The organism is Streptococcus sp. 27098_8_12 (assembly GCF_041432115.1).
In the GTDB taxonomy this organism is placed as follows: domain Bacteria; phylum Bacillota; class Bacilli; order Lactobacillales; family Streptococcaceae; genus Streptococcus; species Streptococcus parasanguinis_V.
Genome location: NZ_JAPVZA010000003.1, coordinates 117,352 through 137,496, shown reverse-complemented (window position 1 = coordinate 137,496; position 20,145 = coordinate 117,352). Strand labels below are relative to the sequence as shown.

18 protein-coding genes are annotated in these 20,145 nt (G+C 41.8%); 8 read left to right on the top strand and 10 right to left on the bottom strand.

The genetic code is table 11. From position 1 onward, the window contains the following. The first annotated feature begins 71 nt into the window (after positions 1 to 71). The gene (gene mutY, locus O3629_RS02180; protein ID WP_070665860.1) at positions 72 to 1,226 is read left to right on the top strand and encodes an A/G-specific adenine glycosylase; all 1,155 of its coding nucleotides are present in this window, start codon (positions 72 to 74) and stop codon (positions 1,224 to 1,226) included. A gap of 27 nt (positions 1,227 to 1,253) precedes the next feature. Here the strand turns inward: mutY and O3629_RS02175 are convergent, their stop codons facing one another. The 5 genes from O3629_RS02175 to O3629_RS02155 form a co-directional block, all read right to left on the bottom strand. Further along, positions 1,254 to 1,601: a thiol reductase thioredoxin gene (locus O3629_RS02175; protein ID WP_003011784.1), complete on the bottom strand. Its 348-nt coding sequence runs from the start codon at positions 1,599 to 1,601 to the stop codon at positions 1,254 to 1,256. Positions 1,602 to 1,858: 257 nt separating this feature from the next. Continuing rightward, entirely contained in the window at positions 1,859 to 3,574 is a 1,716-nt protein-coding gene (locus O3629_RS02170; RefSeq protein WP_049499034.1) for a phospho-sugar mutase, read from the bottom strand. Positions 3,575 to 3,724: 150 nt separating this feature from the next. Continuing rightward, on the bottom strand, positions 3,725 to 4,285 hold the full coding sequence (locus O3629_RS02165) for an ECF transporter S component (RefSeq protein WP_155124925.1): 561 nt from the start codon (positions 4,283 to 4,285) through the stop codon (positions 3,725 to 3,727). Next, the gene (gene coaC, locus O3629_RS02160; RefSeq protein ID WP_371608655.1) at positions 4,282 to 4,821 is read right to left on the bottom strand and encodes a phosphopantothenoylcysteine decarboxylase; all 540 of its coding nucleotides are present in this window, start codon (positions 4,819 to 4,821) and stop codon (positions 4,282 to 4,284) included. Before coaC ends, O3629_RS02165 begins: the two co-directional genes overlap by 4 nt. A gap of 10 nt (positions 4,822 to 4,831) precedes the next feature. Beyond that, positions 4,832 to 5,509: a phosphopantothenate--cysteine ligase gene (locus O3629_RS02155; protein ID WP_371608654.1), complete on the bottom strand. Its 678-nt coding sequence runs from the start codon at positions 5,507 to 5,509 to the stop codon at positions 4,832 to 4,834. A gap of 175 nt (positions 5,510 to 5,684) precedes the next feature. Here O3629_RS02155 and O3629_RS02150 point away from each other — a divergent pair, with 175 nt between their 5' ends. Next, the gene (locus O3629_RS02150; RefSeq protein WP_371608653.1) at positions 5,685 to 7,355 is read left to right on the top strand and encodes a formate--tetrahydrofolate ligase; all 1,671 of its coding nucleotides are present in this window, start codon (positions 5,685 to 5,687) and stop codon (positions 7,353 to 7,355) included. Between the two features lie 72 nt (positions 7,356 to 7,427). Here the strand turns inward: O3629_RS02150 and O3629_RS02145 are convergent, their stop codons facing one another. After that, positions 7,428 to 8,771 carry an MATE family efflux transporter gene (locus O3629_RS02145; protein WP_371608652.1) on the bottom strand — a complete coding sequence of 448 codons (1,344 nt, stop codon included), beginning with the start codon at positions 8,769 to 8,771 and terminating at the stop codon, positions 7,428 to 7,430. A 95-nt stretch (positions 8,772 to 8,866) separates the two neighbouring features. On the opposite strand from O3629_RS02145, the gene O3629_RS02140 reads away from it, so the two are divergent. Then, positions 8,867 to 9,421 carry a GNAT family N-acetyltransferase gene (locus O3629_RS02140; protein WP_371608651.1) on the top strand — a complete coding sequence of 185 codons (555 nt, stop codon included), beginning with the start codon at positions 8,867 to 8,869 and terminating at the stop codon, positions 9,419 to 9,421. Between the two features lie 184 nt (positions 9,422 to 9,605). Here the strand turns inward: O3629_RS02140 and O3629_RS02135 are convergent, their stop codons facing one another. Further along, positions 9,606 to 10,634, bottom strand: coding sequence for a YdcF family protein (locus tag O3629_RS02135; protein WP_371608650.1), 1,029 nt, complete (start codon positions 10,632 to 10,634; stop codon positions 9,606 to 9,608). Positions 10,635 to 10,769: 135 nt separating this feature from the next. Here O3629_RS02135 and brnQ point away from each other — a divergent pair, with 135 nt between their 5' ends. From brnQ to O3629_RS02120, 3 genes are all read left to right on the top strand, one after another. Continuing rightward, a complete protein-coding gene (gene brnQ / locus O3629_RS02130) occupies positions 10,770 to 12,086 on the top strand; it encodes a branched-chain amino acid transport system II carrier protein (RefSeq protein ID WP_371608649.1) in 1,317 nt (438 codons plus the stop codon). A gap of 395 nt (positions 12,087 to 12,481) precedes the next feature. Next, a complete protein-coding gene (gene ccdA2 / locus O3629_RS02125; RefSeq protein ID WP_003007221.1) occupies positions 12,482 to 13,189 on the top strand; it encodes a thiol-disulfide oxidoreductase-associated membrane protein CcdA2 in 708 nt (235 codons plus the stop codon). A gap of 21 nt (positions 13,190 to 13,210) precedes the next feature. Further along, the gene (locus O3629_RS02120) at positions 13,211 to 13,774 is read left to right on the top strand and encodes a TlpA disulfide reductase family protein (protein WP_083312671.1); all 564 of its coding nucleotides are present in this window, start codon (positions 13,211 to 13,213) and stop codon (positions 13,772 to 13,774) included. 35 nt (positions 13,775 to 13,809) lie between these two features. On the opposite strand, the gene O3629_RS02115 is transcribed toward O3629_RS02120, so the two are convergent. From O3629_RS02115 to O3629_RS02105, 3 genes are read right to left on the bottom strand one after another with little or no spacing between them, the layout of a single operon-like run. Further along, entirely contained in the window at positions 13,810 to 15,054 is a 1,245-nt protein-coding gene (locus O3629_RS02115) for an NAD(P)H-dependent oxidoreductase (RefSeq protein WP_049507732.1), read from the bottom strand. Between the two features lie 18 nt (positions 15,055 to 15,072). Then, on the bottom strand, positions 15,073 to 15,678 hold the full coding sequence (locus tag O3629_RS02110) for an NADPH-dependent FMN reductase (RefSeq protein WP_021153165.1): 606 nt from the start codon (positions 15,676 to 15,678) through the stop codon (positions 15,073 to 15,075). Positions 15,679 to 15,703: 25 nt separating this feature from the next. After that, entirely contained in the window at positions 15,704 to 16,627 is a 924-nt protein-coding gene (locus O3629_RS02105) for an FAD:protein FMN transferase (RefSeq protein ID WP_338146957.1), read from the bottom strand. A gap of 224 nt (positions 16,628 to 16,851) precedes the next feature. Between O3629_RS02105 and nox the strand changes: the two genes are divergently transcribed. Together nox and O3629_RS02095 are read left to right on the top strand one after the other, a co-directional pair. After that, on the top strand, positions 16,852 to 18,228 hold the full coding sequence (gene nox, locus O3629_RS02100; RefSeq protein WP_003001563.1) for a H2O-forming NADH oxidase: 1,377 nt from the start codon (positions 16,852 to 16,854) through the stop codon (positions 18,226 to 18,228). Positions 18,229 to 18,589: 361 nt separating this feature from the next. After that, positions 18,590 to 20,134, top strand: a complete 1,545-nt coding sequence (locus tag O3629_RS02095) for a ClC family H(+)/Cl(-) exchange transporter (protein WP_302692717.1) — start codon at positions 18,590 to 18,592, stop codon at positions 20,132 to 20,134. Positions 20,135 to 20,145: the final 11 nt, after the last annotated feature.

Below are 20,145 nucleotides of genomic sequence, written 5' to 3'. Positions count from 1 at the left end.
TGTCCCAGCCTCTTTTTCTTTATAAAATCAGAATTTCTAAACTCTAACTCATTCTATGGTATACTAGGAATATGTTAGATTTAAAAGATTACGGGATTACCATGTGGGAGGAGGAAAAAATTGCTTCTTTCCGAGAAAAGTTATTAGCCTGGTATGATGCCCATAAACGGGATCTCCCTTGGAGAAAGACCCAGGATCCTTATAAAATTTGGATCTCAGAGATTATGCTCCAGCAAACACGAGTGGATACGGTTATTCCTTATTATGAGCGTTTTTTAGACTGGTTTCCGACGATCGCTGATTTGGCTCAAGCTCCTGAAGAAAAACTCTTAAAAGCTTGGGAAGGCTTGGGCTATTACTCACGTGTCCGCAATATGCAGAAAGCTGCCCAGCAAATCATGGAGGACCATGGGGGTGTTTTCCCATCAAGCTATGAGACTATCTCTAAACTGAAGGGAATTGGACCTTATACAGCTGGTGCCATTGCCAGTATTTCTTTTGGCTTGCCAGAGCCAGCAGTGGATGGCAATGTCATGCGGGTTTTAGCTCGTTTGTTTGAGGTGGACTACGATATCGGAGTCCCGACTAATCGCAAGATTTTTCAGGCCATGATGGAAGTCTTGATCGATCCAGACCGCCCGGGTGATTTCAATCAGGCCTTGATGGATTTAGGTTCAGATATTGAGTCCCCAGTCAATCCACGGCCAGAAGAGAGTCCTGTTAAGGAGTTTAGCGCGGCCTATCAACATGGGACCATGGATCGTTATCCCATTAAGGCTCCTAAGAAGAAACCGGTACCTGTCTATCTCACAGCCTTTATTATCAAGGATAGTCAAGGACGCTACTTGTTGGAGAAAAATGAGCGAGAAGGGCTTTTATCAGGTTTCTGGCATTTCCCCTTGATCGAAGTGGATAGCCTATCTGAGAACCTAGGTCAGTTATCTCTACTGGATGGGAAGGGGGATGCAGAGAGTAACCCCGAAATTCTTTCTTTTGAACAGGACTATGACTTGGCCATTGAATGGCAGGACAGATCGTATCCTATCGTCCAGCATGTCTTTTCGCATCGCAAGTGGCAGGTTCAACTTCGTTACGGCCTAGTAAAAGAAGGAGAGCAACCAGCAAGTGAATCGACTGTTTGGTTAACACCAGAAGAATTTTCCAATTATCCTTTTGCTAAACCCCAGCAGAAGATTTGGACGACTTTTTCGGAAAATGAAAATTAGCTAGAGAATGATCTCTAGCTAATTTTTTTATAAATGAGCGAATGCTTTGATTTCTTCTTCAGACATGGATGAGTCGCAACGAACAGTGACTTCACCGGATTCGACATGTAAAAATCCTGGGACAGTTGGGATACCGTAAGTTGAGCGGAAGGCTTGTAATGCGTCTAGCTGACTTGGTTCTTCACTATTAATGAAGTAGATATGAGCTTTTGTTTCAGCTACGACAGTTGCTAACTTAGCAGCGAACTTCCGGCAGTAAGGACAAGTCTTGCGTCCGATAAAGAAGGTTGCTGTTTCTTTTTGATCGATCGCTTCTTGCGCACGCGCGACAGTTGTGACTTCAAGATCTTTAATATCTTCTAAAAATTGTTCCATGAGATTACCTCGCTTTCTTCTAAGTCTAGTATGCCATATTTTCTATAAAATCGCTGGTATTTGCTACGAAAGAAAGAGAGAGTGGGACAGAAATCGGTAATTCGTTAGAATTCGATTTCGTCGTCTCACCTCCGCACAGTTGAGTAGGGCTGTAAAAGCTGATGAAATCAGCGTAGTAGAGCCCACTCAACCACTGCGTCTTGCTCGACAATTCAAAAATAATTGAGAGGCTAGGATTTTTGTCCCAGCCTCGTGTTTTAGCCTACAAAAGCATTGATTTCTGCTTCGATATTTGCAATTTTTTCTTTAGCATCTGCTTCAGATTCACCAACTGTAGCGATGTAGAATTTGATTTTTGGTTCTGTACCTGAAGGACGAACGGCAAACCATGAATCATCAGCCAAGATGTATTTAAGAACGTTGCTTGGAGGAGTTGTCAATTTTTCAACGCCGTCAGCAGTAGTAGCTGTTTGTTCCAAGAAGTCTTCTGTCTTAGCAATGTCTGTGTTGTTGAATTGTTTAGGAGCATTGCCACGGAATTTATCCATGATTTTCTTGATTTCAGCAGCCCCGTCAACACCAGAAAGGGTAACAGAGATGGTTTTTTCTGCGAAGTAGCCGTATTGTTTGTAGATTTCTTCGATACCATCTGCCAAAGTCATACCACGTGAGCGGTAGTATGCTGCGATTTCAGCAACGATAAGAACAGCTTGGATAGCGTCTTTGTCACGTACGAATGGTTTGATGAGGTAACCGAAGCTTTCTTCGAAACCAAGCATGTAAGTGTGGTTGTGTTGTGTTTCAAATTCATGGATTTTTTCACCGATAAATTTGAAACCAGTCAAGACGTTAAACATCGTTGCGCCGTAGCTTTCTGCAATCTTAGTCACCAACTCAGTTGATACGATGGATTTACAGAGGGCAGCATTGGCAGGAAGTGTACCAGCTGTTTTGTGAGCTTCAAGAATGTATTTAGCAATGATCGCTCCGATTTGGTTACCAGAAAGGTTTAGGTAAGAACCGTCTGGTTGGCGGATTTCAACACCAAGGCGGTCAGCATCTGGGTCAGTTGCAACCAATACATCAGCGTCTACTTTGCGACCAAGCTCTTCAGCAAGAGCAAAGGCAGCTTGGTTTTCAGGGTTTGGAGATTTAACAGTTGAGAAGTCAGCATCTGGAACAGCTTGAGCTTCAACAACTTGAACAGCTTCAAATCCAGCTTGGGCAAGAGCACGACGAGCCAACATTTCACCAGTACCATGAAGTGGAGTGTAGACAATCTTCATGTCGCGTCCGTATTCATTAATCAAGTCTTGGTTGATGTTTACGCCTTTCACTTCTTTCAAGTATTCAGCGTCGACATTTTCACCGATAACTTCGATGAGACCGCTAGCCTTGCTTTCCTCAAGGTCAGCTAATTGTACAGTGAAAGGATTTTCGATAGCACGGATGTAATCTGTCAATGCATCAGCATCTGCTGGAGGCATTTGTCCACCGTCTTCACCGTATACCTTATATCCGTTAAATGGAGCAGGGTTGTGGCTAGCGGTTACCATGATACCAGCAAATGTGTGAAGATGACGAACAGCAAATGACAATTCCGGTGTTGGACGTAGGCTTTCAAATACATAAGATTTGATTCCGTGTGCAGCTAAAACTTGAGCAGATTCAAAAGCAAACTCTGGAGAGAAGTGACGGCTGTCGTAGGCGATCGCAACGCCGCGTTTCTTCGCTTCCTCACCTTTTGAGTCGATCAATTGGGCCAACCCTTCAGTTGCTTGGCGAACAACATAGATATTAATACGGTTGGTACCAGCACCGATTAATCCACGCATACCAGCTGTACCGAATTCAAGGTTGGTATAGAAGGCATCTTCTTTTGTTTTTTCATCCATTGCGACCAACTCATCACGAAGGTAAGCTGGTAATTCAGCAAAGTCGAGCCATTTTTGGTAGTTTTCTTGATAGGTCATGCAAGCGTCTCCTTTTTGCTTATAATTTAATCGCTTACATTATAGCAAATTTTTTCAGAAAATTCTAGCGATAATTGTAAATCTTTTCAAAAAAATAGAGCTAATTCACCATCAAAAAAAGCCAAGATAAATTGGTCTTGGCTTGAAAGGTTATTTTAATTTTTCAAGAGATGGAACGACTGCACTGGTAATGAGTACTGTCGCAATGACTTCGATGAGAGAGTTGGTAGATACAATCAAGGCTAGGAAATGTTGAATCCCCCCTCCAAAACTGTTACCAAAGAAGAAGTAAATCCCGCTTAAAACGAAAACAGTATTGGTCATAGAGCCGACAATTCCAGCGATCACAAGTCCAGTACGATTGCGAATCCAGCGATAGAAGAAGTAAGGGGTTACCCCGATGAGAATCCGAGGGACAATGGCAATGATAAGGGAGTAGAGATTTCCGTGAGGGACAAAGGGACTAAAGAGATAGCTGGCGGGTGTTATAACCAGGGTATTCATAGTGAGGCTAAAGAGTCCCATGAGGAGTCCTAAGATAGCTCCAATCCGTGGACCGTATATGATAGAGGCGATCACGACAGGAATATGAACCAAGGTTGGTTGAATTCCTGATGGAACAAATTGCAGAATGAAGGACGTCACAAAGTGAATGGTGATCATCACCGCAAAAAAGATGGCAATTCGTGAAATAGAAGATGATTTTCTCATAAACAATTCTCCTTAACAGTTTCTACAATAGTTTCTACAGGCGCTAGAGCTCCAGCACCTTTGTCCCCACAAGCAAGAACAGCATCACGAGGTTGGATGATCTGGTAACCATAGTCTTGTAAGAGCTTTAGATTTCGTTGGGTAGCGGGATGTTCTAGCATTTTTGTATTCATAGCAGGGGCCAGTAATTTTTTAGTTCTTTGTGGCAAGGCTAGAGCTGTGCTTGTGACCATATTATCTGCCAGTCCCATAGCCAATTTAGCAATGGTATTGGCACTGGCTGGCGCGACAAGAAAGAGGTCAGTTTCTTTCCCAATGTTGATGTGCTCGATCCGCTGTGGATCGTCTTCCATCATAACATCTAGCCCGACTTGATTTTTTGAAAGAACTTGCAAGGTTAAAGGGGTGATAAATTTTTGGGCTGAAGGAGTCATGAGGACCTTCACTTCAAAGCCCAATTTGGTTAGTTGGCTGGTAATATCAGCAACCTTATAGGCGGAAATACTACCGGTAACCGCTAAAGTAATGTGTGTCATATGTTCCTTTTTATTTGATATAACGTAGGATAGCCTCTGCGATTTCTGTTTTCGTAGAAGCTTCTAGGACCTGATCGTCTGTCACTAGATAGGCTTGATGCTGACCGTTCTGAATCTTGGTCAGATCATTGGCAACGATCATGCTGGCATGATTTTTAACGAGGCTTTCACGCGCTACCTGGATCAACTCTTCAGAAGAAACGTCGACTAATAGCTTAAAGCCAATCAGTTGAATAGCAGGGTTCCATTCTTTGACGAGCGAGATAATCTTGGGATTTTTCTTTAGAAAGAGTACTTGGTATTCTTCTTTGGAAGAAATTTTCGCTTCCTGATTTTCACGATGGATAAAGGAATGAAGATCTTGAGCTTTCTCAACTTCCTCAAGGCCTGTCATGTAAACAGGTGTGTAATCTGAAACAGCCATAGCGTGAATCAAAACCTGATGATCAGGGACTTCCGTTTTCATTTGTGCGACTAGTTCTTCGACATTCTTGACCAATAGAAGACGTAGGTGTGGGTGAGGATCGGGTTTAAGCGCAGTAGGCGTTGTGATCAAGGTCACCTGATGTCCCTTTGTAAGAGCCATTTCTGCAAGGATTTTCCCTAGGCTCCCGGTGGAATGATTGGTGATCGAACGAACACTATCAATGGCTTCGCTCGTCCCGCCTGATGTAATTAAAATATGCATATGCTTATTTTACACAAAAAAGATACGTAAGTAAAGTTCTGAAGCTATTAGGATTAGCTATGTGTAGCCATAAAATTTAGATAAAAAACGAACGTTCGATTCAAAAGGTGGAAAAACCATGTCATTTTCGCGAATTTTAGGTATAATAGATCTATCAAATATAAAGGAGTCCCTTATGAAAACAGATATCGAAATTGCTCAAAGCATTGAACTCCAACCGATTGTGGACGTTGTTAAGAAGATCGGTTTGGTAGACGATGATCTTGAATTGTATGGAAAATACAAGGCGAAATTGAGCTTTGATAAGATTCGTGAAGTTGAGAAAAATCCAGTAGGAAAACTTATCTTAGTCACTGCGATCAACCCAACTCCAGCTGGAGAAGGGAAATCAACCATTACCATTGGTCTGGCAGATGCTTTGAATAAAATCGGTAAAAAAACCATGATTGCCATTCGCGAACCTTCTTTAGGACCGGTTATGGGGATTAAAGGTGGTGCTGCTGGAGGTGGTTATGCCCAGGTTCTACCGATGGAAGACATCAACCTTCATTTCACAGGGGATATGCATGCCATCACAACGGCTAATAATGCTCTCTCAGCTTTGATTGACAATCATTTGCATCAAGGAAATGAGCTCGGTATTGACCAACGTCGCATTATCTGGAAACGTGTAGTGGATTTGAATGACCGCGCTTTGCGCCATGTTTCTGTCGGTCTTGGCGGTCCTTTGAATGGGATTCCGCGTGAAGATGGTTTTGATATTACGGTTGCTTCTGAGATTATGGCTATCCTTTGCTTGGCGACAGATATTGAAGATTTGAAAAGTCGTTTGGCTAATATTGTGATTGGCTACCGCTATGATCGCAGTCCAGTTTATGTCCGTGATTTGGAAGTGGAAGGGGCTCTTGCCTTGATCCTTAAAGATGCGATTAAGCCAAACTTGGTTCAAACCATCTATGGAACGCCTGCCTTTGTTCACGGTGGTCCATTTGCCAATATTGCCCATGGATGTAACTCTGTATTAGCAACGACGACAGCTCTTCATTTAGCTGACTATACGATTACAGAAGCAGGATTTGGTGCTGACCTTGGTGCTGAAAAATTCCTCGATATTAAAACTCCAAACTTGCCTACTTCTCCAGATGCAGTAGTGATCGTAGCGACACTTCGTGCCCTTAAGATGAATGGTGGAGTTACCAAGGATGCTCTGGCTGAAGAAAATGTAGAGGCTGTTCGTGCTGGTTTTGCCAACTTAAAACGTCACGTTGAAAATATTCGTAAGTTTGGTATTCCTGCAGTAGTTGCCATCAATGAATTTATCACCGATACAGAAGCAGAAATTGCTGCTTTGAAAGAATTGTGTGCTGAAATTGAGGTACCAGTAGAGCTTGCGAGCGTATGGACGAATGGTGCTGACGGTGGAGTTGACCTTGCTGAAACGCTGGTTAAGACCATTGAAACAAGTCCAGCTAACTACACACGTTTGTATGATAACAACCTTTCTGTAGAAGAAAAAATTGAAAAAATTGTGACGGAGATTTACCGTGGTAGCAAGGTAAACTTTGAGAAGAAAGCTAAGACACAAATTGCCCAAATCGTGAAAAATGGTTGGGATAAGTTGCCAATCTGTATGGCCAAAACACAATATAGCTTCTCCGATAATCCAAATGCCTTGGGAGCTCCTGAAAACTTTGAAATCACTATTCGTGAAGTGGTTCCAAAATTGGGAGCAGGCTTTATTGTCGCTTTGACTGGGGATGTAATGACCATGCCTGGTTTACCAAAACGTCCAGCTGCTTTAAATATGGATGTGGCTGCTGACGGAACAGCGATCGGCTTGTTCTAATAGTCGTCTGATGACAAAAAATAACTTCTGTTCAAATGAGCAGAAGTTATTTTGTTATGTACTAGACGAGTTTTATAATGAGAGGAGCTTATGGCTGGCTTTGTGATAGGTAAACCAAAGTTGGAGGGTCATTGGAATCCAAATGAGAGGCTCGCAAAGAATGACTCCTATATAGCCTGTATGAGGGATAATGAAAAATACAAAGAGAATTTTTCCTGTTAACTCGATAAAGCTAGAAATCAAAGGAGTCAATTTTCGACCGATACCTTGGAGGGAATTTCCTAAAATCAAGAGGCATCCTAAGACCGGATAGAAGCAGGAGCTGATTTGCAGATAGAGACTGGCATTTGCGATCAAGTTAGGATTGGTTGATCCAGATATGAGGCTTGTCAAGTACGGGCTTGTAAAGAAGAGGAGGATGGCAACAATGATCGACCAAACGAAGGAGAGGAGACAAGCTTGTTTAACGCCTTTTTGAATGCGTCGGAATTGTTTGGCACCAAAGTTTTGCGAGGTAAAGGTCGTCATACTAGTGGAAATAGCAGCCATTGGCAGAAGGGCAAAGGACATGATCCGACGAGCTGAGATTTGAGCACTAATGATGGTCATTCCAAGCTTATTGATAGCTGATTGTAAGATGACTGTTCCGATAGAGACAATAGAAGACATGAGCCCCATGGTAAATCCCTGACTGATTAAGTCCTGATAGAGTCTTTGATCCCAAACAAAATCGTTTCGATTTGGCAGGAGGAAAGGCACTTTTTTGCGAATATAAAAGAAACAAAGAAGTGCAGAAAAACTTTGCGCAATAATGGTCGCAATCCCAGCGGATTGGACTCCGAGATGGAGTTGGGTAATAAAATAAAGATCAAGAAGAATATTGAGAACAGCAGCGATAATCAAGAAATAGAGTGCCGCTAAGCTATCGCCAACCGCTCGGAGAAGTCCGGCACAAAGATTATAGGCAAAGGTCACAGCTACACCATTGACTATGGTGGAGATATAGAGATAGGACTGAGCTATAATAGCTGGTGGGGTCCCTAAAAACTGGAGAAGGGGATAAAGACCCACAACACCAATAGATATCACGAAGAGACTAAGGATGCCGCCAATAACAGCAGTTGCTGCGACAGATTTTCGTAATTGGTCATCGTTTTTAGCTCCATAATTTCTCGCGATAATGATGCCCATCCCATTTCCAACACCGACAGCAAATCCAACAATCAGATCAAAAATAGCGGAGGTCGCACCAACGGCGGCCAATGATTTTTGACCTAAAAATCGTCCTACAATCATGACATCCGAGGTATTGTAGAGTTGTTGGAAGATATTGGATAAAAGAATAGGAAAGGCAAAACTTAAAAGAGTGGGTAAAATAGGACCATCTATGAGGTTCACACGTTGAATTCTTTTCATAGTGCCATTATACCAACTTCAGTAACCAGCGACAAGCATCGGTAGTTGAATCCCCTTACATTTTTTGATATAATCGTGTCAGAAAAGGAGGCCTTATGAGCTTAACGAGCCAATTAATCACGGAAACGTTCCCAGATCTGGATAAGGTCGAAAGGCTGAATATCGAAGCATTTCCAGAAGAAGAGCGTGTTCCTTTGTCAGAATTTTTACGCTATACGGACAATGACGATGCCAATTTCTTTGCTTTTTATAACGAGGAAGAATTTGTCGGATTTGCTTTTTCAATCTATAATCAGAAAGCTTTTTATGTAAGTTTCTTTGCCATTATGCCACATTTAAGAAGCCACGGATATGGTCAAGAAATCATTGAAAAATTGGTGGAATTTTACCAAAGGACCATGATTCTTGAAGTGGAACGTTTAGATGAAGAATGCGACAATATAGAGCAGCGTCAGTCTCGGATGGATTTCTATAAGCGAAATGGATTTAAAACTGCTAATGCTTTTTTAGAATACGATGATCTGAGTTTTGAGATTCTTTATCGAGGCGATCAATTTGATGAAGAGGCTTATCGCGATATTTTCCGTAAACTGCAGGAAGAAAATTATTTCGATTTCCGCATTAAATATAGACGCTTTAGTGACCACTAGAAAAGAAAGAGAGTGGGACAGAAATCGATAATTCGTTAGAATTCGATTTCGTCGTCCCACCTCCGCACAGTTGAGTAGGGCTATAAAAGCTGATGAAATCAGCGTAGTAGAGCCCACTCAACCACTGCGTCTTGCTCGACATCCAAAAACAATTGAGAGGCTAGGACTTTTGTCCCAGCCTCTTTTAGTTTAGATATAGCATTAAGAACTCAATCAGTTTCATGATTTGTGTAAAGAACCAAGGCAGAAACAGAAGAGCTAGGAAGGCAACATGCCATTTCCAATAGAGTGAAACCAAGCCGACGGTTTCTCGAATCCAAGCGGATGGGAGATAGTAAAAAGCTGTTCTTGAACCGATACTTCGACCAGGTATTTTCAATCGTCTCATAAAGACACCTGCACGGAGCGCGTGAAAAGAATTGGTTACTACAAGGACTCTCTTGCCCAGCCCCTCTTTTTCAAGGATACGCTTGCTAAAGGTCAGGTTTTCAAAAGTAGTACGAGAGCGATTCTCGATGAGAATGGCGTATTCAGGAACCCCATGTTCCATTAAGTATCTGGCCATAGCTTCCGCCTCAGCGATCAGCTCATCTGACCCTTGGCCACCAGAAACAATCAGCTTTGGTCGTCCGTCGAACTGCTCATAAATGGCCTTTCCCTTATCAAGACGCTGGGCCAAGAGTGGGGGAACCTTGTCTCCGATCAAACCTGAGCCAAGAATGATAATGGCGTCCGGCTCTTTGCGAACTGGAAAGAGATTGCAAAAGGTCCCGTAGGATACATAAGAGAGGTAGAGAAAGGTCATGTAAAATAGGGCAAAGTCAGTCAGATAAATGAGGATGTCATTCCCTGGGAAATAGGGTAGAAAATGTAGTGCCAAAGCTCCGATAATAAACAGTCCATAGAGCAGCGATAGGAGGTTGGCCAGTCTTTTTCCTTCAAAAAGCATCATTTGACGGCCGTTAAAGAGAAGAAAAAGAGAGGAGAAAATAATGCTGAGAAAAACGAGGATGGAAATCACCACAAAGACAATCATTGCAATTTGTTGATTAAACCATAGCTCAGTTCGAACGACTAGTAAAAATGCAGAAATCAGTAGAAGAAGCCCTAGGTTTATCGAAAAGAGATAAGCATTGAACAGTCTTCTGCGATCACTCATAAAGAACAATAAAAAGATAAGAGCTGGAAATAACCAGAATAGATATAGATACATGTTTTGCACCTCGTAAAATCTTACATCCATTGTACCATAATGACTGATAGAACTAGCGGATTGTTCATGCAAATAAGTTGCTTTCTTCAAATGAATTTGATAAAGTTAAGATTATCGTTTTTTTAAGGAGATAGTATGTTACGAAAAGGTTCCCTGACAGGTTTATTACTGTTCGGTATTTTTTTTGGTGCTGGAAACCTGATTTTCCCACCGGCTCTTGGTGCTTTATCGGGTAATCAATTTTGGCCAGCTATTGCTGGGTTTGTCCTTTCAGGCGTGGGAATTGCCATTGTGACCTTGATTATCGGGACACTTAATCCCAAAGGATATATTCATGAGATTTCTCGTAAGATTTCACCTGTTTTCGCGATTGTATACTTAGTTGCGCTGTATCTTTCGATTGGTCCTTTCTTTGCCATTCCAAGAACGGCGACGGTATCTTTCGAAGTGGGGATAGCCCCCTTATTAGGTGGAATGAATGCCAGTTTAGCACTTTTCATTTTTACCCTGGTCTATTTTTTGCTAGCCTTTCTGATTGCTTTGAATCCATCTAAGATTCTAGATCGGATTGGTCGTATATTGACCCCGATCTTTGCGATTCTCATTTTGATCTTGGTCGTTCTTGGGGCTCTGAAATACAGTGGACATGCTCCAATGGTGGCCACAAAAGCCTATCAGGCATCTGCCTTTGGGCAAGGATTTTTAGAGGGGTACAATACCTTGGATGCCTTGGCATCTGTTGCCTTTAGTGTGATCGCAGTGACTACCTTGAATCAACTTGGATTTTCAAGTAAGAAAGAATATATCAAGACCATTTGGTTGGTTGGAATTGTTGTAGCCCTTGGTTTTAGTGTGCTGTATATCGGTTTAGGATATCTGGGGAATCATTTTCCAATTCCGGCTTCCGTTATGGCATCTGATAGCAATAAAGGGGTTTATGTATTATCAGAAGCGACCAAAGCGATCTTTGGTCCGACTGCTCAGATTTTCCTAGCAGGAATGGTGACGGTAACTTGCTTTACCACAACCGCTGGTTTAATCGTCTCTACTAGTGAATTCTTCCATAGCACCTTCCCTAAGGTTTCTTACAAGGTCTATGCAAGTGTCTTCACTCTGATTGGTTTTGCGATTGCAAACCTTGGCTTGAATACCATTATTGCTTTCTCATTGCCGGTCTTGATGATTCTTTACCCAATCACCATTACCATTGTATTGATTGTGATAGTGAATAAATTTGTGGCTCTTTCAAAACCAGGAATGCAATTGACTATTTTCTTGGCTAGCTTGGTCTCTCTTGCAAGTGTTCTGGCAAGTACCTTTAAAATTTCTCTAGTAGAAAAGGGGATTGCTTTGCTTCCATTTGCGGCTCAATCTCTTCCATGGTTAGTGCCAGTAGTCATCGGGATTCTTTTATCGCTCGTATTACCAAATAAACAAACAGCAGAAAAATAAGTTATATTAGAAACTCTAAAGTTTTGTGCTTTAGAAATAGATTGAAGATAATATCCTCTTAGAAACTTTCCTTAGGTGAGTACGGACGTCAGCGAACTTCATAGAAGTTCCATGACTTAGTTTTGAATCTAAGGTTTCAAAACTCCCGAGTGCTAGAAACATCACTGTTTCTAGCACTTTTCTCACGGCGGAAAGTTTCAATGTATACTTGAATGTGCCTTATATATTCTTTTAGTTTTTCACCACAACTTAGACTCTAAAGTTATTGGCTTTAGGGTCTTTCTTTTGAAACTAGTACCCAAATCCAAACTTTAGTAAAAAAACGTAGCAGAAATTTTTCTTTTTTGTCAGTCAATGCTATACTGAATGTAGCATATCAATATACGGAGTGAACTATGAATCCAATCATTTTTTCATTGACAGTTTTTCTTGCGGGTATTCTGTCTTTCTTTTCTCCCTGTGTCTTTCCTTTGCTACCGGTTTATATTGGAATCTTGCTAGGAAGTGATCAGGAAAAGGCTATCCGATTGTTCGGGAAAAAAATTCGCTGGCATGGCTTGTTGAAAACCCTTTGTTTTATTGCCGGTATTTCTGTTATTTTCCTCCTCATTGGTTTTGGAGCGGGTTTGCTAGGAAAGATCATGTACACCAATTGGTTCCGTTATCTGATGGGAGCCCTCATCATTATCCTTGGTCTTCATCAAATGGAAGTCTTTCATTTTCATTTCCTTGAAAAGCAAAAATCAGTAGATTTTGGAGCCAACAAACAGAAGAATGAATTGTTTTCAGCTTTTCTCCTTGGTCTTGGCTTTAGTTTTGGTTGGACGCCTTGTATTGGTCCGGTATTAGGATCAGTTCTTGCTTTAGCAGCATCAGATGGACAAGATGCTCTTATGGGAGCTATTTATCTCCTTGTTTATACCTTGGGAATGGCTCTTCCGTTTTTACTGTTGGCCTTAGCATCTAGTCTGGTCCTACCTTACTTTAATCGTCTCAAACCCCATTTGTTATTGCTGAAGAAAATCGGCGGAGCCATCATTATTCTGATGGGAATTCTCTTACTTTTGGGACAATTGAACAGTTTGTCATCTATCTTTTCATAAAATATTCCGGAGGTTTAACGCATGATGAAAGGTTTTAAATACGCTTGTTTCTCAGTAATTTCTCTAGCTTTGCTGTCAGCTTGTTCCATGAATCAATCCAGTGAGAGTGGTATGGACAATCAGCCAACAATGAATACAACAACGAATAAGAATCCTTTGGTGGGAAAAGACGCCAGTGACTTTGAACTAAAGGATATGAAGGGGAATACGGTCAAACTTTCAGACTACAAAGGGAAAAAGGTTTATTTGAAATTTTGGGCAACCTGGTGTGGCCCTTGCCGGCAAAGTATGCCCGAATTAGAGAAATTGGTCAAGGATACAGATAGAGACTTTGAAATTCTGACCATTATGGCACCAGGACTCCAAGGTGAAAAAACAGAAGAAGAATTCGTCAAATGGTTTGATCAACAAGATTACAAGTCAGTACCGGTCTTGTACAATCCAGATGGTTCTGCATTTGCAGATTATCAGGTTCGCTCTATTCCTACAGAAGTCTTTATAGACAGTCATGGGAAAATTGGACATGTCCAATTAGGGGCTATTTCAAACGAAGATGCTAAGAAGATCATCAAGGAGTTACAATAAAAAATGAAGCACGAAGCTTCATTTTTTCTAGTTTCTTAGTTGCTTGCACCAGAAGTGGCATCGGCATCTCCGTGCCCTCCGTCACCATGTCCTCCAGCATCAGAAGCACCAGAAGTTGCATCTGCACTACCGTGTCCACCAGCAGGAGCAAATGGACCGCTTCCGCCAACTAGACGTTGACCTGTTGTTTGCAGGTACCAGTCCAACCATGGTTTGAAGTTGAAGACAATCTCATTGATACCAGCGTAAGAACCATCTTCATAGTACATAGCTTGGTAGTTGTGAGTGTTGATCACGCCTTCAGGAGATCCTGGAACAATGGTCCGAACATAGTCTTGGTTACCGTTACGAAGGGTACCAATCACCCATTCCACGTTTTTCATACGTGCTGGTGGTAGGGAGCCGTGAACGGTTGACATCCGGCTTCCTGATTGAGGTGGCACGCGTTTAGCAAACATGGTATCTGGATCTTGATGGGCATTGTTGTAGTAGAGGAATTGGTTGTTATCATCGGCATAAGTCAATTCAAATGGCATAGCCTTTAAGAACATATCAATTTGGTTAACAGTTAGGATACCGTGGTCGAGTTTGACATAGGTATCGCCAGAAACGGCACCAGTGATTTCAGCTACTTTTTCTACCCAATCTGGATCGTCAGGATCGACTTCAGTAACAGTTGTAGCGATTGGATGATTACAATCCAAGTCTTCTGGTTCAATTGGTTTTGGTTTTTTCAATTTCGATACAACCTCAACGTATTTCATAAAATTATCCAAGCAGGTTTCAAGGAATTTGACGGTTCCCTCGTTGATGATATTGCCGTTTTCGTCAAAAGCTTCTTTTGCTTTTCCAAGAAGGAATTCATTTCCTGGAAGGGTATAAGCATTGACACCTGGGGCATCGAGGATCTTACGGAGGTGAACTTGTGCACGTGAAGTTCCTTGATCATAGTAAGAAGCACCGACGATCATAACCGGTTTGTTTTCAAATGGATGCACCTCGAAAGATAGCCATTCAAGAACAGACTTGAGAGCAGCAGAGATCGTATGGTTGTGCTCTGGAGTGGCAATGATAACACCATCTGCACGAGTGATTTTGTTATATAAAAGACGCAATTGGAAACTTTCGTCCCATTTTTCATCTTGGTTAAACATTGGAACTTCGTCGATTTCAAGAACTTCCAATTCAAATTTGATTTTAAATTGGCGGCGAATGAATTCCAAAAGTTTACGGTTATATGATTGATCGTAGTTCGATCCTACAAGTCCAACAAATTTCATTCTTTTCTGTCTCCTATCTTACAAGTTTTCCCAGTCAAATTCTTCAGCATCTTTTCGAAGCAATTCTTGGGCGTTGCGCAATTTGTCTGTGATTTTTACAAACACACGGAAATCATCAAAGATGGCATCTAATTTTTGAATGACATCTAAATCCACTAAGTCTCCATTTTGATCAAAGGCTTGCAATGAATGAGAGAGCAAGAATTCATCTGGCAAAACAGTCGCTTTAATTTCTGGAGCATTTAAGATTTGGCGAAGTTGGAGTTGGGCGCGTGAAGATCCCAACGTACCGTATGATGCCCCAGTAATCATGACCGGTTTGTTCAACAATGGGAAGACTCCATATGAGAGCCAAGCGAGTGCACTCATCAAGACTGCTGGAATAGAGTGGTCGTATTCTGGAGTTCCAATAATGACCCCATCAGCTTCTTCAATTTTTGCAACAATATCCAAGACAGCTTCAGGCACTTGTTTGTCGGCTGGTTTGTTAAAGACAGGGATATCTTTAATTTCGACCAATTCGATCTCAGCCTTATCAGCAAAATGTTTTTGCATGTATTGAAGCAGTTGACGGTTTGTAGAACGTTTGGAGTTAGTCCCCACAATCGCAATAAGTTTTATCATGGAATATTCCTTTCTGATAGGAGAATTATAAATAAGATTGAAGCCCACTTGTATAGGCGATCTTGCCTGATTGAAAAACCAATAAGGTATCTATACCAGGAAGTGATTCAACAGTGTTGAGGATAGAAGCAGGAGATTCCCCGAACAAGCGGGTAGTCCATATCTCCCCGTCTACGGATCGATCAGATATGATGGTGATACTGGCTAAGTCTGTCTCGACCGGATAGCCCGTCGCGCTATCAAAAATGTGGTGAAACGACTGGCCGTCAACTTCTAAATGACGCTCGTAGATGCCAGAGGTGACAATAGATTTATCCTTGACAGAGAGGACCAGTAGGTGCTGACCCCTTTTTTCGACTGGATTTTGAATGCCAATCCGCCAAGGCTGTTGTTTGATAGGGTGTTGACCGACAGTGAGGATATTTCCTCCAAGATCGATCAAGGCATCTGTTACTCCCTGACTCTTTAAAAAGGTTGCAATACAGTCCGCACTATAGCCCTTAGCCAAGGCTCCCAAATCAATCTTCATTCCAGGACGCGTCAGAAAGACCGTATGGTTTTCTGGGTCGAGCTGGATTTGGTGAGGATCGATCTTGGCCAGAGCTTGATCAATTTCCCCTTGCTGGGGACGTCTAGCATCTGAAAATCCAATTCGCCAGGTCTGTACAAGAGGACCAATGGCGATGTTTAAATGGCTGTTCTGAGCTTGACTATGCAAGGTTCCTAATGCAATCAGTTCAAAAAGATCTGGATGTACTTGGACAGGAGCAATACCAGCTTGGTGATTGACCTCCATGAGTTCAGAACTTGCATCATTAGCACTGAAGCGATGTTCGTAGGAGCGAAGAAGTTCAAAGCAGCGGGCTAAGAGTTCATTCGCTTGTGGGTGACAGATCGAAACAGTGATGGTCGTTCCCATCAACCGTTCGGATCGACTACTTAGGTCCACTAAAAATCTATCCTTTCCTATTTTCACTTACTTACAGTATATCAAAAAGATATCGTTTTCACAATCCTTTCAAGCATATTGTTTGACATTTTTTGAAACATGTGAAGTGTGATTTTCTGGAAAATTGAAAAAAAGATCACAAATTCTGAGCAAAATAATTGTAACCGATATCATTTTTATGATATACTCAAGAAGTAAATTAAATTAAAGGTAGGATTTATTCTATGAGTAAAATCGTTGTTGTAGGGGCTAACCATGCCGGAACAGCTTGTATCAACACTATGTTAGATAATTTCGGAAATGAAAATGAAATTGTAGTTTTTGACCAAAACTCAAACATTTCATTCCTTGGATGTGGGATGGCGCTTTGGATCGGTGAACAAATCGATGGTCCTGAAGGTCTTTTCTACTCTGACAAAGAAAAATTGGAAGCAAAAGGTGCAAAAGTCTACATGAATTCACCTGTTCTTTCAATTGACTATGACAACAAAGTGGTTACAGCGGAAGTTGATGGAAAAGAACACAAAGAATCTTATGAAAAATTGATCTTTGCGACTGGATCAACACCAATCATTCCTCCAATTAAAGGAGTTGAAATCGTACCTGGTAACCGCGAATTCAAAGCAACTCTTGAAAATCTTCAATTCGTTAAATTGTACCAAAACGCTGAAGAAGTGATAGAAAAATTGAAAGATAACAGCAAACACTTGAACCGTATCGCCGTCGTTGGTGGTGGTTACATCGGTGTTGAACTTGCGGAAGCTTTCGAACGTCTTGGTAAAGATGTTGTCTTGGTGGATATCGTGGACACTGTCTTGAATGGATACTACGACAAAGACTTCACTGACATCATGGCGAAAAACTTAGAAGACCACAACATCCGTTTGGCACTTGGACAAACGGTTCAAGCGGTTGAAGGAGATGGTAAGGTAGAACGCCTTGTAACCGATAAAGAAACCTTCGATGTAGATATGGTTATCTTGGCTGTTGGTTTCCGTCCTAATACAGCTCTTGCTGATGGTAAGATCGAACTCTTCCGCAATGGTGCTTTCCTTGTTGATAAGAAACAAGAAACGTCACTTCCAGGTGTATACGCAGTTGGTGACTGTGCGACTATCTTCGATAACGCTCGTAACGAAATGAGCTACATCGCTCTTGCGTCTAATGCGGTTCGTTCTGGTATTGTCGGTGCCTACAATGCGACTGGTCATGAATTAGAAGGAATCGGTGTTCAAGGTTCTAACGGTATCTCTATCTACGGCCTTCACATGGTTTCAACTGGTTTGACGCTTGAAAAAGCGAAAGCTGCAGGCTTCAATGCCACTGAAACTGGCTTCAACGACCTTCAAAAACCTGAATTTATCAAACACGATAACTACGAAGTTGGTATCAAGATCGTTTATGATAAAGACACACGTCAAATCCTTGGAGCTCAAATGGTATCCCGTGATAGCGCCATCTCAATGGCTATCCACATGTTCTCACTTGCGATTCAAGAACACGTGACGATTGATAAATTGGCTTTGACTGATTTGTTCTTCTTGCCACACTTCAACAAACCTTACAACTACATCACAATGGCAGCTTTAACTGCTGAATAATAGCTAAAGTTCTATTAAAAACTTTCCTTAGGTGAGTACGGACGTCAGCGAACTTCGTAGAAGTTCCATGACTAATTATTGAGCCTAAGGTCTCAATAATTCCGAGTGCCTGAAACTGTATTGTTTCAGGCACTTTTCTCACAGCGGAAAGTTTTGACTTTTCTTTATTCGTTCCATAATAAATAGAACATATTTATATTTCTTTGTAGAATTTCTTAACTTATTTTACTTGATAAAATGGTTTGTCTACATTCTAAACAAAACTAACAAGGGTGATTTTGTTTTTTTCTGTCTTTGCATGTATTCAGAGGCAGTGAAATAAGGTATAATGAATAGGATAAGAGTTTGAAGGAGTTAGGGAATGTCTGCTAAAGAAGAAGCCTTTAAAAATGAATTTCAATTTGCCTCTAGTTCAATTGTGGCCCATATTGTCAGAGGTGTTTTGGTTGGGATTGTTGTGGGATGCATCGTCTCGAGTTTTCGTTTTTTGATCGAGCATTTGTTTCATTTTGTTCAGGGCGTCTACAAGGAGATGTCTGGTCAACCACTTTATTTGCCAGCGATGCTGTTGGGGTATGGGGTGGTCGTACTGCTTGCTGGTCGCCTCATTCGCACCAATCGGGATATCAAGGGATCAGGTATTCCACAAGTCGAAGCAGAACTCAAGGGACTCTTGGCGGTGAGTTGGTGGGATACCCTGTGGAAGAAGTATATTCTAGGTGTCTTGGCCATCGGAAGTGGTTTGATGCTTGGTCGTGAAGGTCCTAGTATTCAATTAGGAGCGATGGGTGGAAAAGGAGTGGCCCATCATTTGAAGGTCAGTCCGGTTGAGGAGCGGTCTTTGATAGCAAGTGGGGCTGCTGCTGGTCTTGCGGCTGCTTTTAATGCGCCTATTGCTGGTCTCTTATTTGTGGTTGAAGAGGTCTACCATCATTTTTCACGCTTCTTTTGGATTTCGACCTTAGCTGCTAGTTTGACGGCTAATTTTATTTCACTCAATGTCTTTGGTCAAACACCAGTGCTTCATATGCCACAAAATATTCCGCCACTCCATCTGTCTCAGTACTGGATTTATCTTTTTCTAGGAGTCTTTTTAGGGGCAGCGGGTTATGTCTACGAAGTAGTGGTTCTCAATATCGGTCAACTGTATCGTTTGCTAGAAAAGATTTTCCATGTTCCTACTCATTATTCTTCTTTATTTGCTTTTATCTTGATTCTTCCAATCGGTTATTTGCTGCCTCAAATTCTTGGTGGTGGGAATCAATTGGTCTTGGATTTAGCTCGAGTACCGTATCCAGTGCTGACCATCCTTCTCTATTTTGCGATTCGTTTCATCTGGAGTATGTTGAGCTATGGTAGTGGCTTGCCAGGTGGCATCTTCCTGCCCATACTAGCATTAGGGTCACTTTTAGGGGCAATCGTTGGAACCTTCCTCCAAAACATTGGCTTTATCTCTCAAAATCAGCTGCCTCTTTTCATCATTTTAGGAATGAGTGGGTATTTTGGGGCTATTTCAAAAGCTCCATTAACAGCGATGATCTTGGTAACAGAGATGGTCGGTGATATTCGCAGTTTAATGCCCCTAGGTATGGTGACCTTGCTGGCTTATATGATCATGGATCTCTTCCATGGAGCGCCAGTCTATGAAGCCATGCTCGAGCAATTGTTGCCGGATAAGGCGCAAGAAGAAGGAGAGTTGACTTTAATTGAGATCCCTGTATCAGAAAAGATTGCAGGAAAGCAAGTTCATGAACTGCACCTCCCTCAAGATATCTTGATCACCACGCAAATGCGAAGCGGTAAGAGCTATACGGTCAATGGTGCAACCCGCTTGTATCTAGGGGATAGCATCTTTGTGGTGGTTAAAGAATCCGAAATCGGACGGGTCAAGGATATCCTTTTGTAAAAGACAGATTC

What these genes read in the sequence shown, in the direction of transcription:
- O3629_RS02095 (WP_302692717.1), top strand. Translation starts at nt 18,590, where the DNA reads ATGTCTGCTAAAGAAGAAGCCTTTAAAAATGAATTTCAATTTGCCTCT.
- O3629_RS02170 (WP_049499034.1), bottom strand. Translation starts at nt 3,574, where the DNA reads ATGACCTATCAAGAAAACTACCAAAAATGGCTCGACTTTGCTGAATTA.
- nox (WP_003001563.1), top strand. Translation starts at nt 16,852, where the DNA reads ATGAGTAAAATCGTTGTTGTAGGGGCTAACCATGCCGGAACAGCTTGT.
- O3629_RS02175 (WP_003011784.1), bottom strand. Translation starts at nt 1,601, where the DNA reads ATGGAACAATTTTTAGAAGATATTAAAGATCTTGAAGTCACAACTGTC.
- O3629_RS02155 (WP_371608654.1), bottom strand. Translation starts at nt 5,509, where the DNA reads ATGCATATTTTAATTACATCAGGCGGGACGAGCGAAGCCATTGATAGT.
- O3629_RS02120 (WP_083312671.1), top strand. Translation starts at nt 13,211, where the DNA reads ATGATGAAAGGTTTTAAATACGCTTGTTTCTCAGTAATTTCTCTAGCT.
- O3629_RS02165 (WP_155124925.1), bottom strand. Translation starts at nt 4,285, where the DNA reads ATGAGAAAATCATCTTCTATTTCACGAATTGCCATCTTTTTTGCGGTG.
- brnQ (WP_371608649.1), top strand. Translation starts at nt 10,770, where the DNA reads ATGTTACGAAAAGGTTCCCTGACAGGTTTATTACTGTTCGGTATTTTT.
- O3629_RS02150 (WP_371608653.1), top strand. Translation starts at nt 5,685, where the DNA reads ATGAAAACAGATATCGAAATTGCTCAAAGCATTGAACTCCAACCGATT.
- O3629_RS02115 (WP_049507732.1), bottom strand. Translation starts at nt 15,054, where the DNA reads ATGAAATTTGTTGGACTTGTAGGATCGAACTACGATCAATCATATAAC.
- coaC (WP_371608655.1), bottom strand. Translation starts at nt 4,821, where the DNA reads ATGACACACATTACTTTAGCGGTTACCGGTAGTATTTCCGCCTATAAG.
- O3629_RS02145 (WP_371608652.1), bottom strand. Translation starts at nt 8,771, where the DNA reads ATGAAAAGAATTCAACGTGTGAACCTCATAGATGGTCCTATTTTACCC.
- O3629_RS02140 (WP_371608651.1), top strand. Translation starts at nt 8,867, where the DNA reads ATGAGCTTAACGAGCCAATTAATCACGGAAACGTTCCCAGATCTGGAT.
- ccdA2 (WP_003007221.1), top strand. Translation starts at nt 12,482, where the DNA reads ATGAATCCAATCATTTTTTCATTGACAGTTTTTCTTGCGGGTATTCTG.
- O3629_RS02135 (WP_371608650.1), bottom strand. Translation starts at nt 10,634, where the DNA reads ATGTATCTATATCTATTCTGGTTATTTCCAGCTCTTATCTTTTTATTG.
- mutY (WP_070665860.1), top strand. Translation starts at nt 72, where the DNA reads ATGTTAGATTTAAAAGATTACGGGATTACCATGTGGGAGGAGGAAAAA.
- O3629_RS02110 (WP_021153165.1), bottom strand. Translation starts at nt 15,678, where the DNA reads ATGATAAAACTTATTGCGATTGTGGGGACTAACTCCAAACGTTCTACA.